The organism is Marinoscillum sp. HNIBRBA16962 (assembly GCF_057801515.1).
In genome coordinates, this window is sequence record NZ_CM173603.1 from 4,062,509 (window position 1) to 4,080,480 (window position 17,972).

The following is a 17,972-nucleotide window of genomic DNA, read 5'->3' on the forward strand; positions in this document are numbered from 1 at the left end:
CATAGATAAAATAGTACTATTCAACTAAAAAATTGTACTTAATAAGCATTGGAAGGTATATACTGGTAATGTTTAGTCTTTGTCAAGTTTCAATCAAGTAGTCAAAGAAGTATGGGTTTGATGAATTTCATATAACCCCCATTTGCCCCCTTTAAAAAGAAAAGGGGGAATATTTGTATCAAACCCATACTCACTATTATCACTTTACATAACTTGATAAAAAGTAGGGTTAGATTTAAATTAATCATTACCGTCATGAAAACTTTACTAAGTACCGCCTTATTGATTTTAGCCTTTTCCGGATATTCACAACCATCCAATGTCTCAGGCAGCTGTCCATATTTTAAGATCGAAAGCCCCGGAGATCCTACCCAGTACCTGCCACTGATCAGCATCACAGCAGATGTAGATATCGCCTCCTCCATTGCTGAGGTAAAGCTCACTCAAACCTTTACCAATTCGTTTGAAAGAGCCATTGAGGCTGTTTATATCTTTCCTGGTTCATCAGAAGCGGCCATTCACGGATTGTCCATGCAAATAGGTGATCGCACCATCACCGCGGAAATAAGGGAAAACCAAAGAGCGATCAGGGAATATGAAAAGGCCAAATCGGCTGGAAAACGAGCCTCACTTCTTCAGCAAACCCGACCCAATGTTTTCCAAATGCAGGTTGCTAATATTATGTCTGATGATACAATTAAAGTCGCTATCTCCTATTCGGAGTTCATAGAAAATGATCAGGGAACCTACCAGTTCGTGCTCCCTATGACCATTGGTCCACGATATGCGGGAGAAAACATGCATCATGAAGACAAGCCCGTCGACCCATTGTACCTCCCCGGTTACATGAGCAGTAGCCATCCGTTTGACATTAACCTTTCTCTTAACAGTACCGTCCCCATCCAAAGGGTAACATCGGGCACTCATAAAATAAACGTGGACATGCTCACCTCAAATCATTTCCAGGTCAGTCTGAACCCTGGCGAGCGATTCAATGCGAATAAAGATTTCATTTTTGAATACCAGGTACGGGGAGATAACATCCAAAGTGGCTTACTCCAGCATAAGACTCCACAAGAAAACTTTTTTGCGCTGCAGATACAACCTCCAAAGCAAGTGGAAATTAGTCATGTACCGCCAAGGGAATACCTTTTTATCATCGATGTATCCGGCTCCATGCAAGGCTTTCCCATGGAGACTGCCAAAATACTTCTGGAGGACCTGTTGTCTGAGCTGAGACCCATTGACTTCTTCAACATCATTCAGTTTGAATTTGGGAGCAATCAGCTGTTTAGAGAAAGTGTCCGGGCTACTGAAAGTAATATCAACAAAGCCATTCGCTTTACCAGAACCCGTAACGGATTTGGAGGCACTAACCTTGACAATGCTTTAAACAACGTTTACCGCATAGATCAAACACGTGACCTGTCCCGCTCTACGATCATAATAACCGATGGACAAATAGAAGCTGAACGAAAGGTTTTCAAAAGGATTCGGGATAACCTGCACATCTCAAATGTTTTTGCTTTTGGGATTGGGACTTCCGTAAACCGATATCTGATTGAGGGGATTGCTGAAGCGGGGTTGGGAGAAGCTTTTATGGTGACTGATCCCGCATTCGCGAAAGAAAAAGCTAAAGAGTTGGCTGGATACATCAATCGACCGGCCCTGACCAATATCTCCATCGATTATGGACAAAACAAAGTCTTTGAGGTCTCTCCATTAAATCTTCCCGACCTGCTCTCAAACCGACCATTGACGATTTATGGAAAGTTCTTTGACGAACTGACTGACGACATCACCGTAACAGGCCAGACTGGAAACGGATATTTCACCCAGGTCATTCCAAAAGCAGGGGGTTCTTCCAGCTACAACCCCGCACTTGTACATCTTTGGGCCAGAAATAGGGTGAAGGAGCTCGTTGATTTTAATCATCCCTCGGACGGCATTAAAGAAGCCGTAAAGCAGCTCGGACTCAACTATGCACTCCTGACTGACTACACCTCGTTTGTGGCGATCGACAGTGAGGTTGCTAACCACAGCCTGAGACCAGTAGCTTCAATTGATCAACCGTTGCCTATTCCTGGCGATTATACACGCTCTGGGTATGTGAGCCAATCTTACCGCACCCAGCTCAACACTACGGGAGCCGTAAGTCGTGCGACCGGTTCTTCTGATATTGACATCCTGTTGCCTGTTCAATCGACTTTAACAGGTCCACTATTTTTGGTTAGGTGGACGTCACAAATGACTCAGGGCCCCTATAAAGTGATTCTTGAGAATGTATACAATGAGGTTGTTTATGAAAAAGAGACATCAGATCCTTATCTATGGATCAGTGTAGATGAGCTCAACTTGACGAACCCTTTTTTATTTCTCCTTAAAGTTACTTCAGATGACCAAAGCAGTAATGAAGTCGGTATCAAATTGGAAAATGGCATGGAGCAATTTCACCCACTATTTGATACCAGTTTGAAATATCCGATTGTGGAATACACCCATGCTATCCAGGAGCTGTGGGATCAGCGCTATGTCCTGGATGCCTTGACCCTCGTGGAAATTGCACTGATACACTACCCTGAGGAACAATCACTACAAGACATCCGGGAAGAAATCCATTTAACCCAAAATGGTCGATAGAAATTGGCGGATTACCATGGGTAGACCAAGTCAAGGTTAACCCATACATCGAAAATGAATGAAAATCTTATCTCAATAAGTTTTTTTGTTGGCTCTTATCTCAAATTCTGGTTAGTTGGGAATATTACTTCGTCATATTCAAAACCATCGCCCCAAGACCGTGTCTTCACGGTCTGTTTTATCAACATAGAATTTCATGGGGACACGAAATTGGGCGCGAATGATCTTAGTGGAGTATGGGTTTGATACATCCTTTCAGGGGGCTGATGGGGGTTATAGGAAAATTTATCAAACCCATACTCTCTTACTACTTAATCTTAACTTGACAAAGCTGCTAGTTAGAAATATTCCCGGCTGATTCCATCTCTACTGATTCCACCTCAGCTGATTCCATCTCTATGGAAGCCAACTTAAACTCCCTCACTCCGCCTTTGAGTTCCTCGGCAATCTCACGCAGGCTTTGTGATCGCTGCATATAGCTTTGCATCCCTGTTGACAGCTCTGAGGCAGAGCTTGCAATCTCCTCCGTTCCGGCAGCTGTCTGCTCAGCCACCACTACCACAGACTCTGTAATGGACACCATGTTGGTAATGCTTTGGGTCTGGCCTTGCGTGGCACCCAGAATATCTTTAGAGTATTCCAGGGTCTGTCTGGAGGATGTGGCCATTTCCTCAAAAACCTGGGAGGCTTCTTTGGACGCATCCACACTGTAGGTCACGTTTTCATTCATTCGTTCAGTAATTTCTACAGCCATACGCGTATCCTTCTGTACACTATCCACCAATTTTTGAATCTCCTTCGCTGAGTTGTTAGAGTCCTCTGCAAGCTTCCGGATTTCCTCGGCCACTACTGCAAACCCTCGGCCATACTCTCCGGCATGTGCCGCCTCTATCGCAGCATTCAAAGCAAGTAGGTTTGTCTGAGAAGAGATCTCAGTGATCATGTTCAAAACCCTGGAAATTTCAGCAGACCTTTGAGTGAGCACCTTCATGGAATCAGTGGTCTGATGAGAAAGGTCATAGATCTCGTTGATCTTATTGACCACATTATTGACTATGCCATTACCTTTTTCGCAGTTCTCAACACTTTTCTGCGCCGCCAGATGAATCGTTTCCGACTTTTCTCCCATTTCTTTAGAGCTCCTTAAGATGTGCTCCACCAGGCTGGAAGACTCATCTACCTTCTGCACCTGTGTTTGCGCTCCGTGACTCATTTGAGCAATAGAGCTGGCAATCTCATTGGTACTTGAAGACATTTCTTCTCCCGTAACCACCATATCTTTCACGTGGTCCTCTATGGCATTTGCTCCTGAACTTATCTTTCCCACCAAAGAGGTCAGGCTATCCAGAGAAACATTTAGATCCTCTGCCAGGACTCTGATATCCCCGGCGGCCTCATCTGTGTACCTCAATGTGAGGTCACCAGCAGCCATGGCATTTACAATACGTGTGATCGAACTAATAGGAGTGGTCATCGCATTGAGCAGATCATTTATCGACTCAGCCAGAATAAGCCATTCCCCGGTCTTACCCTGGATCCCCACACGCCGCTCAAAGTCACCGTGTTCACTTGCCTCTTCCAGTATGATGCTGACTTCTGCTATCGTATTGGCGAGGTTACGGCGCATTTTTATCAACGACTGCCCCATGACATCATCGTCACCTTCAACTGTAAAATCACTTCTGAAGTCTCCATCCCCAACCATTTGCAAAAAACTTGTGAGCCGTAAAAGGCGTTGGTCCAGCTTATGGAGATTCTGCAATATCTCACCTATCTCATTATTTTTTACTTTACCTGGTTGATTACCAAGTTTACCGCTGGAAAGATCACCAACCACTGATGAAATCCTGCCAATTGGGTGGATCAAGTTTCTATCCACGTAAAAGAAAAGGCCAAACAGCCCTGCCAAGGTGATTAACAATAAAATAACAAACCCGACTCCTGATCCAAATTCCCGAATGTAAAAAACGGCAAGTGACTGGATGAGTATTAAAAAGGCCAATGCCAAAAAAACCACGATGAACTTTGTCCGTGTTTTAAAAAATGAGATGTTAGTTACTAACTGTTTTCCTATTTTCATTGACTGGTAATTTTATTTCTTTATTTAACCGCTGTTTAGTTTTTGTACATGTTCAGATAATCTTTCAGACCTAGGACTTGCAACAGGGATGTACCCCTGGGATGCAGAGTAGATTCTCTTATCTTGTGAGCAACTTTAGCCAGGTGTCTTTTTAGCCGGTCAGGCATCAGGATAGTTTGACCTTGGAGCTGCATACGTAATTGTTTTGCCAGTATAAGGCCAACTAGACCTGCTCTACAAAAAATAACTACGTCGTAGTTCGTAGAATAACTTTGCATAGATTAAGTATCTATTCATAATAGTATTATACAGAGATAGCCATTTGAAAGCCACCTCAAAGCTGATTCTTCTTGCTTAGATCAATAGATCTCACATAAAAGTATGTGACAAATTAGTTATTTATCAACATTGCATTTAAAATTTTCAAAAATTAATTATATTTTGTCGTGAAACGTAATCTTCTCACTACCAAAGTACGGTAAGTTCCAATTGAGCCTTGCTTGTATAACATACTTGAAATAAAATATCAAGATGTTATTCTTCATTATAAAATTAAAAAATCACACATCTATATTTGAATTAATTGCAATTTTGCCTATTTTCCAAAAATTTAATCAATATTTAATTAATAACAGAACAAATAAATTTTAAAGTTAACAAATGGCGGAATTTAATTTTGACAACATCGAAACAAAAGGACAATCAGCTATGGCCTTTCTTATATCTGATGCTATAGGAACAGAGCAGCGAAAATCAATTCTTAAAAAAAATGGAATTGATGAACTCAAACAAGATGATTGGTATCCCCTGGAAAGTATAGTAAAAGCTTTCAAAGACCTAGGGGAAACCATCGGTGAAATGAACTTGTTTCTCGTAGGCAAGGCAATAATGGACAACGCGGAATTCCCACCAATGGACGGGCTGGAAAGTGCGCTAAAGTCTATTGATGTGGCGTACCACATGAACCACCGAAAAGACGGCCAGGTAATGTTCGACCCGGGAACCGGAAAGAAACTTGACGGGATTGGCAGCTACTCTTTAGCAGAATTTGATCCGGATAAAAAGGAAGCGGCTATGATCTGCCGGACTCCCTACCCCAGCAAATTTGAAGAGGGGTTGATCCTGCAGGTTGTTAGAAGATTTAAACCTGAAGGATCAATCAAGACACGGGTTGTTTTAGATGAAACCAAAGAAACACGCAGAAAAGGCGGAAGCTCCTGTACTTTTCGGATCACCTGGTGATCTTAAAATAAATTTTTTGCGCCATTTTTTTTGATTCTGCTTCTGGCATATAATCATATATCGCGCGGCGCGTTATTATTTATTCCCGGGTTACACAGCAGACTTGTGATAATAGCCACCAAACTAAAAATTCACCAGTTTCATTAGATAAACGATGAAACTGTTAGTTAAGGAACTGAATATCAGATGTATATATATTATGATGAGTTTTTGATGTATAATCCGGGACACTTATTCCAGTATGAAAAATACCCACTTTTGGGTATTTCCAGGACGAGAGTATTAGTATAATTTTAAGTCATAAATTGACATTTTTAACCATTATACAGTATCTTTTTTACATTAATCAAACCAATTTAAATTTTACACTATGGAATTAAGAACCCAGCAAAAACAATCAAAAACAACTCTTGGAAATGACATTGATGCTCAACTCCAGGAAGAATTCCTGTTAGGTGCAATGAAGTTTGCCAACAATCCATTACACCAGAAACTCAAAAGCAAGGACAAAATCCAAAACAAACTAAAGTTTGTTCCCAAAATGCTCTACTTCATCTTAGGGTTTAAGGATCTTATGGCGGCTGTGAGGTATGAAAACCCCAAAAATAAAATAGAGGAAGGAGTAAACATCCACAGTGATGAAGATTCCGGTCATTGGGAATGGTACCTGCATGACCTTGCTTTTATCAGCGCTGAATTTAAAAATGCAAATTCTGAAGAACTAATTAACGAAATATGGGATGATAGCACTTATGAAGTAAGGCAAACGGTTTACCTGTTTAGCAGATATATTCAAAGCTACACTAATCCTGTGGCCAGAATGCTGATAATCGAAGTACTGGAAATTACTTTTGATAAGTTCAAATTGGCAATTCACCCTGTTCTTAAAGAGGCTGACTTGTATGAGCAATTGGATTTTTTCGGCAAAAAACATCATGAAATGGAAGAAAACCACACTGCTGGTACCGGTCACGATGATATTGCCAAGCTTATAACAGAACTTCCTGATGACCTCAAAAATGAAATGAAAGTGATCATTAAGGAGCTTTTTGACCAGATGTATAATATGGCTACTAATTGGTCAAAAGGTTAAAACCAATTGCATATTCAAGTTTTGCTCAGGCACAAAGCTGTCAGGGCATCATTTGACTATTTGACCAACCCGCTTTTGAGAAAAAGCCGGATATCAGTTACAGTGAAATATGGAGAACAACCTATCAAGTTGAAAATCAGCTTCGGTTTTTTGTATACCATCAGCGCAGACTTCTACTATAGGGCTTTGTGCTCCATATTTTTCTGAAATTGAATAAAAAACCTCAATTTTCGTCAACTGAATAATTTTTTTTGGCTGGATCGATTCTTTCTTATTTTTCATGGCTCACTATATCTATGGATTGCAGCGGGATTTTTTTGTTATATGTATGTTAAACAATTAGTATAAAGAACGAGCGTCCCTTTCGATAAACGATTCTCTTTTGAAGTTGAAAATGGTCAAGCAAACTGCCAGAAGTGGATTTTGCAATTTGCTTTGAGTATCAGACCTTTTCTATTTACTCAAGCAAAGATAGCTTTTCTTTGTAACCTTCCTAACCTCGAACCTCCTAATCAACTTATATAAAATCACAGAGAGTTGTGATGTTCCATCGATTCCTTCAAAGATGAAGGGAGTAACAAGAAAACGCCGGATTTTAATTTTTCCTTCCTGGAAAATATTGCTGATCAGAAAATTGTTGAATTGAATTTTCTACAAGAAACTTTTCATTTATCCGTTCGTATATTTACTTTGCATGTCAAAGTACTTTTTATTTAGATGTTTTGATAACTCAAAAGTCTATATAAAAGGATAGTTTGATACCAACAAAGCTCAGATTTAATCGCTCTAATCGTGTTTTTAAATGACTAAGGAAAAATACCTCGAAGACCTGAAGGACATCAAATCCATTATGGACCGGTCCTCGCGTTTCATTTCTCTAAGTGGCCTTTCGGGAGTAATAGCCGGGATACTGGCACTCGGTGGCGCATGGCTGGCATACCAAACGGTTTATTATGGTCAGAATTATCTAAGCTATCGTCAGGCAACTATGAATCAGGAAACCATCCTGACACTTCTTGGAATAGCACTTGGAGTATTAATCCTCTCCTTTTTAGGCGGGGTCTTCTTTACCCGACGCAAGGCCATTAAACACAAACAAAAGCTATGGGACAGTCAGGCACGCAGATTGCTTATCAATCTGATGATCCCTTTAGTTACCGGTGGTATTCTTTGTCTGATCCTACTTTCAAAAGGGTTCATAGGCCTTGTAGCTCCGCTAACACTTGTCTTTTATGGTCTGGGCCTGATCAATGCCAGCAAATACACACTTTCCGAAATCAGAAGCCTGGGATTAATAGAGGTCCTGCTTGGTCTCTCAGGGTGCTATTTTGTAGGATATGGATTGCTGCTTTGGGCTGCCGGGTTTGGAATACTCCACATTGTATACGGGGTAGCGATGTACTTTAAATACGAGTCGTGAAGAATATACTCAAAGACTTAAATAAGGCTTTTGAAAACAAGGTCCGTTTGGGCATTATGTCCGCCCTGGTCGTTAACGACTACCTGGACTTCAACGGACTGAAAAACCTGCTGGATGTGACCGATGGCAACCTGGCCTCCCACCTGAAGGCACTCGAAAAGAATAAATACATTTCCGTATCCAAAGAATTCATTGAACGCAAACCCAATACCAAATACAAAGCCACCAAAGTAGGAAAAGAAGCATTTGTCAAACACATTAAGGCCATAGAACAACTTTTAAAATAAAAAATTTTAATCTTTTGCTTTGAAATACAAAGTACTTTTAAGCCTATATATTATGGAAACAGAAACATCAATCGCAGAACGAATCAATAACTGGATGAAGCATTCGGTTACATTGAAACTGATCAGTATTACCATACTGGTCCTGTTGTTACTTATCCCCTCTTCGATGGTCACCTCCATCATTCACGAACGGGAAGCGCTGAGTCAGGAGGCCATCGGTGAGGTCAGCTCCAAATGGGCCAACCGCCAGCTGATCAATGGGCCTGTGCTAAGTATTCCGCTGATCTACCAGATAGAGAAGAAAGATGAAGTAACGGAACTAACCCGGTATGTGCACTTGCTGCCAAATGACCTGGATATTAGCGGGTCCATCGATCCGCAAAAACTCAAAAGAGGGATCTATGAAGTGGTGGTATATAAATCAGATCTGAAGATCAATGGGGATTTTACCATGACGCCAAAAATTGACCAGACCAACCTGAAGGAAATCGTCTGGAAAGAGGCCTTTCTGACCATTGGGATTTCCGACCTGAGAGGTATCAAAGAAAACATCATTGTCAATTGGGATGGCAAGAAGCTCAAAGCTGAGCCTGGATCCAGGATCATGGACATCATTCCTTCCGGTGTAACCATCAACCTCCCCGATCTCTCAGAGGAAACCGGCAAGGCAACATTTGGTTTCACATTAAACTTACAGGGAAGCGAAAACCTGTCCTTTGTACCACTTGGAAGCGCCACCACTGTGAATGTACAGTCCGCCTGGTCCTCTCCAAGCTTCAACGGCAACTTTTTACCAAAAAACCGGGAAGTGAACGATCAGGGATTTAATGCCAGTTGGAAGGTGCTTGAACTCAATCGGAACTTTCCACAAAGCTGGACCGGAAGCCGTTATTCGGGCTCTCTGACTGAATCATCCTTCGGGATGGATCTGTTACTACCTCTGGACGATTATCAGAAATCCATCCGGTCTGCCAAGTATGCTGTGATGACCATCGCATTGACATTCCTGATCTTCTTCCTGGTAGAGATCCTCAATAACCGAAAGATCCATGCATTCCAATACACTTTGGTAGGTCTCTCATTGTGCTTGTTTTACGTGCTCCTGATCTCCATCTCCGAACACTCCAATTTCAACACGGCTTACATCATATCATCAGTGAGCATCATCACAATGATCACGCTGTATTCACTCAGTGTATTCAAAGCCAGAAAGATTACCGGGCTACTGGCTGTAGTACTTATTGGAATTTATGGGTTCCTGTTTGTCACACTACAGATGGCTGATTATGCGTTACTGCTGGGCAGTGTCGGACTCACGCTCATTCTGGGAGCCACGATGTACTTCACACGAAATGTAAACTGGTACCAGCTAAAACCTACAACGTAAACAACCTGAGCCTGGTGAAATGTCGCCAGGCTCAATATCAATCAATACACAAAATCATGCATATATGAAAAAACTACTCACCCTACTCCCCTTTCTGGCCTTCTTCGGTTTCATCTGCTGGATAATTTTTCAGGCAGATCAGGATCAAGATCCATTACTGATCCAATGGGCTCACAAGGTACCTATGGGTGATAAATTAGGACATTTCTTACTTTATGGTATCCTCGCCTTGCTGCTTAATCAGGCCCTGCATTTCAGAAAAATCAACTTTTTGAGAAAGCGTGTTTTTCTCGGATCATTCCTGGTTCTTTCTTTTGCCATCCTGGAAGAATTCACCCAGCTCGCTTTCCCCAGCCGAACCTTTGACTTTGCAGACATGGCGTTTGACTTTCTGGGTATTTACCTGATTTCACTTGTATTTAACAGGATAAAACAGTCGATAGCTACTAAGTGAACTGAACCCGATGTAAGAAAAGGTGATTAAAACCTTCCCATTCGCTCCCCGGTTTTCCATTGCCAGGCCGTACGGATGATCTCTCTTACATCTTTGTACTTTGGGTCCCACCCCAGTTTTTCCAGTGCCAGCTTTGCATCGGCTATGAGCTTGGTAGCATCTCCGGGTCGGCGGTCAGCGATTTCGTAAGGCACTTTTTTGCCGGTGACTTCTTCTGTGGCTTTGATCACTTCCAATACAGAATACCCAAAACCTGTCCCCAGGTTGCAGGCAATGGAAGGTTCTCCTTTCTTCAGATATTCGAACGCTTTCACATGAGCGTCTCCCAGGTCATTTACGTGGATGTAATCCCGGATGCATGTACCATCCTCTGTTGGGTAGTCTGTTCCAAAAACCTTGATCGGTGGCCGATCGCCGGTCACAGCATCCAGAATGAGCGGGATCAGGTGGGTTTCAGGATCATGATCCTCCCCGATCAAGCCATCTTCCGCAGCTCCGCTGGCATTGAAGTAGCGAAGGAATACATACTTCAGACCGTACGCAACCTCATAATCCTTAATGATCTGCTCCAGCAAAAACTTGCTTTTACCGTAAGGGCTGACCGGGTTTTGAGGATGCTTTTCATCCAAAGGCATGTACTCGGGGTTACCATAAGTTGCACAGGTAGACGAAAAAATAAACTTCTTGCAGTCATGATCTACCATCGTCTTCAGCAACGTCAAAGGCTTAGCAACATTATTCACATAATACTTATGCGGGTGCGTAACCGACTCCCCCACATAAGCATAGGCTGCAAAATGGAGTACGGCTTCAAATTGGTGTTTTTGAAAAAGCTCTTTAAGCAACGTTTCGTCACCAATATCGCCTTTTATTAATTCTACTTTGTCATTAATTATTGCTTCCTGATGGCCATAAACCAGATTATCAAGTACAACAATTTTATATCCCTGATCAGCCATGAGCCGGACGGTATGCGACCCAATGTATCCGGCGCCCCCTGTTACTAAAACGGTGCTCATCCTTTTATTTTTTTATAGTGAACTTCTGAAAGTTTCTTCAATGTATCAGCTGCCTGCTCTGCAGTAATATCCCGCTGTGGATTGGCAAACATTTCATATCCCACCATAAATTTTTTTACGGTGGCAGATCGCAGGAGTGGTGGATAAAATGAATAATGAAAGTGCCAGCCTTTATGAGGTTTCCCGTCAGTCGGACGCTGCTGCATACCTGCCGAGTAAGGAAACGAACAATTAAACAGATTATCGTAACGAATCGTGATCCGGGAAAGGATATCCGCAAAAGCTACTTCTTCCTCCCCGGTCATGTCCGTTATAGCCTGAAAATGCCTTTTGGGAATGATCATCGTTTCATAAGGCCATACCGCCCAAAATGGTACCAGGCAAACAAAATGTTTATTCTGGCAAACGACCCTGCTTTCGGTCTCCAGCTCTTGCTTCAGATAGTCTCCTAATAGGCTGGTTCCTTTCTCCGCAAAATACTTTTCCTGGCTCTTTGTTCGAACAGCGATTTCGTTAGGCACTGAACTTTGCGCCCATACCTGGCCATGTGGATGAGGATTGCTGCATCCCATGATAGGCCCCTTATTTTCAAAGATCTGAATATTGCTGATATATGGAAGCTTTTCAAGTTCAGTAAATTCTCTCTTCCAAACTTTAACCACATTTACCAGCTCATTGATCTCCATCTCAGGCATCGTCAGTGAGTGATCCGGAGAAAAGCAGATAACTTTACAAAGCCCTTTTTCCTGCTGCAGTTTTAACATGCCTTCCTCCTCAACTTCCGTTCCCTGATCTTCCAGCAATGCCGCAAAATCATTCTGAAAAACAAAAGTCTGCTCGTAATCGGGGTTTTGATGTCCGCCTGCTCGTTCGTTTCCGGGGCATAAGTAACATTCCGGATCATAATTAGGCCTGGCGGTCTCCTCCGCATCTTCTGTTTTTCCCTGCCAGGGGCGCTTAGTGCGGTGAGGTGAAACCAAAACCCACTCCTCTGTCAGCGGATTGTACCTCTTGTGAGGTTTTTCAAAAGTGTTGAATGGCATTTTTATTCATTTAGGAGGTGAACACCTTCTCTTTTATAAGATGAACACCCTCATCAATGTGTACTTCTATTGGTGTGATTTCTTTATCAAACTTCTTCTTATAAGCAGTATTCAGTTCTTTCACGAACTGGTCTTCGGAACCCTTCTCTATCAGGTTGAGTGTACAGCCTCCAAATCCACCCCCCATCATCCTCGCTCCCAGTACATCAGAACGTCGGTTTGCAAAATCAGCCATAAAGTCGATCTCAGGGCAGCTGATCTCATACTCATTGGCCATAGCATGTTGAGCGATCTTAAGAATAGATCCGGCTGTAGTCAGGTCATCGGCTTTCAGAGCAGCAGTGAATGCAGAAACACGTAAATTCTCCTCGATAACATATTTACAGCGCAGGTAAACCTTTTCATCAAGCTCACCTTTTACTTTTTCCAGCTGCTCCAATGTAGCATCACGCAAGGAGTTGATTTCAGGAAAAGACTTTTTTAGTGTAGCAACCCCTTCTTCACATTGCTGCCTGCGGACATTGTATTCTGAACTGGCAAGGCTATGACTCACATTGGAGTTGCATAGTAAAAGGACATGGTCATTTAATTCGATAGGAAAGTAATCATACTCAAGACTTCTACAGTCCAGCAGTAAAGCCTGATCTTTTTTCCCCATCACACTGGCAAACTGATCCATGATCCCACACATCACTCCGGCATAATTATGCTCAGCTTTTTGAGACATTTTAACCATATCCAGCCTGGATATCTCCAGCCCAAAGAGCTCATTAAGGGCAAAACAGGTACCACATTCCAATGCAGCAGAAGAGGACATACCTGAACCGCGAGGTACATCTCCACTAAAAACCAAATTAAACCCTGATACTTTTCTACCCGATTTTAGAATCTCAGCTATAACTCCAAGGAGATAATTTTGCCATGAATCAGTCGGAAGAGGCTTCAGTTCAGATAGCTTAAAATCATAGCGTTCATTGAAGTCCAGGGAGATAATGCTACAGTCGTCTTTGCTATCGGACTGACCTACAGCAAAGTAAATAGCATGACTGACTGAAGCGGGCAATACAAACCCCTCATTGTAATCTGTGTGCTCACCGATCAGATTGATCCTGCCAGGAGCCCTCACACTCACTTCAGGCCGACCAAAGTTATTCTCAAAGCTTGCTTTAACCGACTTGTATATTGCATCATTCATCTTTTGCAGTATTACTTCTAATAATAAACGTAAATATAACGTTTATTGTTCTTTATTTCCTAATCTTACAAAATTATAAACGAGTTTAGTCAATTTTTTGGTCTTTTCCGGGGATGCTTGATCAGTTTGGATCTGGGTAAATTTAGCAACTAACCACTTAGCAAAAAGCCTGTCTCTCAAGAAGATAGCCTTGATTTACCCCTCCTTGTATTTGAAAATGAGATTTTTGTATCGATACAAAAATCTCCGAAAAAGGCAGACGGATTTTATTCAATTTGACCATAAAAGGCGCTTCGAAATAACTTGGTGGTGTAATATCCATTGGCTCACTTGTAAGCTCAGTCATTGATTCGTTCATTTTAGCAACCAGGCAGTGACCATCTTCCCAGTCCCAACCAGATCCCCAGTAAAGGTACGCCTGCCCGTCCGTATCAATAAAAGCTTCAGCATCTATCGTATGGATATCATCAGCTTTTTGTGTGGCAATGAGTGGGCTTCCATCATCTTTTACATTGCGCCAGGGGCCTTCCGGTGAATCGCTTATTCCCGCGTATACCTCACTCCCTACCGATACGAACATGTGGAATTTGCCATCCCGACCTTTCACTACAGAAGGCGCCCATACCCTGCTATCATTGGATGTCGGGCTCTTACATTGTGCCTTTGTTGGCCAATTCAGAGCGACGCGCTCCCAGCTCTTAAAATCTTCGGAACGAAACAACGCCAAACTATCCCCTCCCCATGGATCAATAGTCGCATAGATGTAAAACACTCCTTCATTTACTAAAATTGACGGATCAGCATAGTAACGGGTTTGCTACTTCTGAAATATTCACAACTGGCTTTTCAGAATAAGCTAACTCTTCGGGTTTGGCCTTTTTTTGAGGGCTGGCACATCCAAACAGCATGGATATACCAACAAACACTCCTATCGTATAAGCTGTGCTCACCCTTTTCATTTTTTGATCAACTGGATCATGTAACTGTAACTATATGCATCCTCTTTCAGGAGATATGGTGCATGAGGATAGGCTCCCCAGCTGTTGTCCCCGCCCAGCCCACGTTGAGTCAGATCGACATGTAGTGTTATGTGATCACTATAAGCCAGGTCTGTGGGGTGCTGCTGTTTTTTGGTCAGCCCCGGATCCATCGCTTCAGTTTTAATGTTCAGGGCGCTAAAGCTTAAAGGCTGAAGCCCGGTAATCAAAAGTCCGTTCCCTTCCTCATCCTGAAGTTTTACCCATCGTGTATCGGTATGGTATCCATATTCCTGGGGACGTATGTAAGGCATTCGTATCTCATTCACATTATCTTCCCAGACCCTAAGAAAAGTTGCAGTATTCCGATCGCTGTAATTTTCCACAGGTCCCCGACCGTAGTATTGCAGATTATTGTAATGACCGGGGATCTCCATTCGCATACCAAATCTTGGTAGCTCAGGCAACTCTTTCCCTGACAGGTCAATGGAGGAAGTGACCTGCATAGCACCATCATTCATAATCAGGTAAGAAATGGTATACGGAGCCTGAATGTCGCTCAGCTCATAAGTCACCGTAATAGGAAGTCCTTTGTCGGTCTGCTCTCCCACTTCCACAGATTTTACTTTCCTGTTTGCATGAACTGATCTCCACAGACCTAACTTGGTGGGCATTCCATTTCCAAAATCATTGTCTGTCGGCGCTCTCCAGAAGTAAGGCTCCGGGGGTCTGCGAAGTGCTACCTCGCCAGCAGAGTAGTGGGTAAATTCGCCTCGTTTTTTGTCGAATGTTCCTTTCACCTTGCCTGAAGTAAACGTCAGCTGATCTTCACCGTCTACTACTTCCAACACACCTTCAGTTTTGCCAGCAACAAAATCCGTTTCGGTAAGCTGAAACTGACCACGAGCTACCTCGTGACCTGCCGGCACCAGATCTGAAGCTGATTTGGTATAGGCAAATACATTTAAAAAGTACTCCGCTCCTGCATCCAATTTTGGCAATTTGATCTTTTGATCAACTGACGTATGGGGCTGGGCTTTTACCAAAAAGGCGCCGGTATTATCCACTTTACCATTCCTGATCAGCTCGTATTTAAAAGTGAAATCACTCAGATTAGTGAAGTCAAAAATATTCTTTACGGTGAGAACTCCTGACTTATTTTTTAATGCAAAAAGGATATTTTGGTAAACTTTTTTCACTTCCACCAGAGCGGGGTGGGTAGTTCTATCAGCAGCTACAAGTCCATTTGCGCAGAAATTGTCATCGTTTTTAAAATTGAGTCCTCCGAGATCTCCTCCATATGCCCAGTAAACCCCATTCTCATCTTCTGTCTTCAGACCCTGGTCTACCCAGTCCCAAATGAAACCACCCTGCATGCGCGGGCTACCCATGATGATATCCCAATACTCCTGAAAATTCCCATTGCTATTTCCCATAGCATGGGAGTATTCACACATAATATACGGACGCTTCTGAGTAGTGTCCGCAGCATACTTTTTCATATAATTTATAGAAGGATACATAGGCGCCACAATGTCCGTATTAGCTTTTTCGTTAGCTTGCTCAAATTGTACCAACCTTGTGTCATCTCTTTGTTTGATCCAATCATACCCCTCAAAGAAAACCGGACCATTTCCACATTCATTACCCAGCGACCAGATGATCACTGAAGGGTGATTTTTGTCACGCTCTACCAGCCTGCGCATTCTATCCAGATGGGCTGGAAACCATTCGGGCTGCCATGCCGGATGTACATCTTTGTTGCGCTCGGCCCAGTAGTTTGACCCCATACCATGTGTTTCAATATTCGCTTCATCCACCAGATAGAGCCCGTACTTATCGCAGAGTTTATACCAAAGTGGACTTTGCGGATAGTGGCTGGTACGCACTGCATTGATGTTGTTTTGCTTCATCAAAGTGATGTCTTTCATCATGGTTTCCAGCGTGGGTACGTGTCCCAGCTCATCGTCATGAATGTGCAGGTTCACCCCTTTTACAAGTACATCCACTCCATTGACCAATAGTTGCGCATTTTTGATTTCCACCGTTCGGAAACCCACCTGTTCACTGGTCACCATGGACACCTTTCCGCTGGCATCCTTTAGCGTGATCACACAGTCATACAGGTTAGGTGTCTCCGCACTCCACTTTGCTACATTTTTGAGCGTTGTCTGAAAGGTAAGCGGAGCAGACACATTGGTAAAGGCCTTTTCCATGGAATAAACGGCCTTCTCTTCTCCTGCCGGATACAGTTCAATTTTCACAGCGCCAGATGCCTCTGCCGATCCGGCAAAGTCTTTAATATCAATAGTAGCATCGAACATGCCATTTTGATACATTTCATCCAGTCCGGCTTTTAAGAAAAAATCCCAAATAGTCACTTTTGGCAAAGCATACAAGAAAACATCCTGCTCCAGTCCACTGAGTCGCCAAAAATCCTGATCTTCCAGATAGCGTCCATCATGCCATCTAAACATTTGAATGGCGATCACATTCGGACCTGCTTTTACAAATTCGGTCACATCAAATTCGGTAGGTGACTTTGAAACTTTGGACATGCCCACTTCTTTGCCATTGATGAAAACACGGGTGTACCCTGAAGCTGATGATAAATTGAGGATCACTTCCCTGTCATCCCAGTTGGCAGGCAGGTCAAAAGTACGACGGTAAGTTCCTACCGGGTTGTACTCATTGTCTACATACGGAGGATTAGCCGGAAAGCAGTAACCACTGTTGACATAGATGGGTAGGCCGAAACCCTCAATTTCCCAATTTGATGGCACCGTAATATCATCCCAACTCGAATCATCAAAGTCCACCTGGTAAAAGTCTAATGGACGATCAGCCGGTTTTTTCACAAAGTCAAATTTCCAGGTACCGTTAAGCGACTGAAAATAGGCTGATTTACGAAAGTCATCCTTTCTGGCATCAGCAACATTGTCATAAGCTATAAAATCCACGTGTCCCTGCAGCTTATTTCGCTCATAGACCTGTGGATTTTCCCATTCATTTTGAGATTGAGTATACGCACTGAAGCCAGCAATCAGTGCCATTGTAAAGGCCAAAAAAAACTTCATTTATCTTCTTTTTTGTCTGTTATCAACTAGAGTTGAATTTATTTATAGAATTTATTAT

14 protein-coding genes are annotated in these 17,972 nt (G+C 42.7%); 7 read left to right on the forward strand and 7 right to left on the reverse strand.

Annotated features, from left to right (window positions below):
• Positions 1-255 precede the first annotated feature (255 nt).
• Positions 256-2,640, forward strand: a complete 2,385-nt coding sequence (locus AC3E9V_RS16740) for a VIT domain-containing protein (RefSeq protein ID WP_488749288.1) — start codon at positions 256-258, stop codon at positions 2,638-2,640.
• A 334-nt stretch (positions 2,641-2,974) separates the two neighbouring features.
• Here the strand turns inward: AC3E9V_RS16740 and AC3E9V_RS16745 are convergent, their stop codons facing one another.
• Positions 2,975-4,720, reverse strand: a complete 1,746-nt coding sequence (locus AC3E9V_RS16745) for a methyl-accepting chemotaxis protein (protein WP_488749289.1) — start codon at positions 4,718-4,720, stop codon at positions 2,975-2,977.
• 660 nt (positions 4,721-5,380) lie between these two features.
• Between AC3E9V_RS16745 and AC3E9V_RS16750 the strand changes: the two genes are divergently transcribed.
• From AC3E9V_RS16750 to AC3E9V_RS16775, 6 genes are all read left to right on the forward strand, one after another.
• Entirely contained in the window at positions 5,381-5,962 is a 582-nt protein-coding gene (locus AC3E9V_RS16750; protein WP_488749290.1) for a hypothetical protein, read from the forward strand.
• Positions 5,963-6,332: 370 nt separating this feature from the next.
• A complete protein-coding gene (locus AC3E9V_RS16755) occupies positions 6,333-7,055 on the forward strand; it encodes a hypothetical protein (protein ID WP_488749291.1) in 723 nt (240 codons plus the stop codon).
• Positions 7,056-7,857: 802 nt separating this feature from the next.
• Positions 7,858-8,475: a hypothetical protein gene (locus AC3E9V_RS16760; protein ID WP_488749292.1), complete on the forward strand. Its 618-nt coding sequence runs from the start codon at positions 7,858-7,860 to the stop codon at positions 8,473-8,475.
• Complete coding sequence (locus AC3E9V_RS16765) at positions 8,472-8,762, forward strand: winged helix-turn-helix domain-containing protein (protein ID WP_488749293.1); 291 nt, start codon at positions 8,472-8,474, stop codon at positions 8,760-8,762. The genes AC3E9V_RS16760 and AC3E9V_RS16765 overlap by 4 nt, the downstream gene beginning before the upstream one ends.
• Before the next feature lie 52 nt (positions 8,763-8,814).
• Positions 8,815-10,149 (forward strand): cell envelope integrity protein CreD, encoded by a 1,335-nt coding sequence (gene creD, locus AC3E9V_RS16770; protein WP_488749294.1) that lies wholly within the window; start codon positions 8,815-8,817, stop codon positions 10,147-10,149.
• A 64-nt stretch (positions 10,150-10,213) separates the two neighbouring features.
• A complete protein-coding gene (locus AC3E9V_RS16775) occupies positions 10,214-10,603 on the forward strand; it encodes a VanZ family protein (protein WP_488749295.1) in 390 nt (129 codons plus the stop codon).
• 26 nt (positions 10,604-10,629) lie between these two features.
• Here the strand turns inward: AC3E9V_RS16775 and galE are convergent, their stop codons facing one another.
• From galE to lacZ, 6 genes are all read right to left on the reverse strand, one after another.
• Entirely contained in the window at positions 10,630-11,622 is a 993-nt protein-coding gene (gene galE, locus AC3E9V_RS16780) for a UDP-glucose 4-epimerase GalE (protein WP_488749296.1), read from the reverse strand.
• A complete protein-coding gene (locus AC3E9V_RS16785; RefSeq protein WP_488749297.1) occupies positions 11,619-12,665 on the reverse strand; it encodes a UDP-glucose--hexose-1-phosphate uridylyltransferase in 1,047 nt (348 codons plus the stop codon). Before AC3E9V_RS16785 ends, galE begins: the two co-directional genes overlap by 4 nt.
• A gap of 10 nt (positions 12,666-12,675) precedes the next feature.
• Positions 12,676-13,860 carry a galactokinase gene (gene galK, locus AC3E9V_RS16790; RefSeq protein WP_488749298.1) on the reverse strand — a complete coding sequence of 395 codons (1,185 nt, stop codon included), beginning with the start codon at positions 13,858-13,860 and terminating at the stop codon, positions 12,676-12,678.
• Positions 13,861-14,017: 157 nt separating this feature from the next.
• Entirely contained in the window at positions 14,018-14,632 is a 615-nt protein-coding gene (locus AC3E9V_RS16795) for a family 43 glycosylhydrolase (RefSeq protein WP_488749299.1), read from the reverse strand.
• 25 nt (positions 14,633-14,657) lie between these two features.
• A complete protein-coding gene (locus AC3E9V_RS16800; protein WP_488749300.1) occupies positions 14,658-14,819 on the reverse strand; it encodes a hypothetical protein in 162 nt (53 codons plus the stop codon).
• On the reverse strand, positions 14,816-17,914 hold the full coding sequence (lacZ, locus tag AC3E9V_RS16805) for a beta-galactosidase, LacZ type (protein ID WP_488749301.1): 3,099 nt from the start codon (positions 17,912-17,914) through the stop codon (positions 14,816-14,818). The genes AC3E9V_RS16800 and lacZ overlap by 4 nt, the downstream gene beginning before the upstream one ends.
• Positions 17,915-17,972 lie beyond the last annotated feature (58 nt).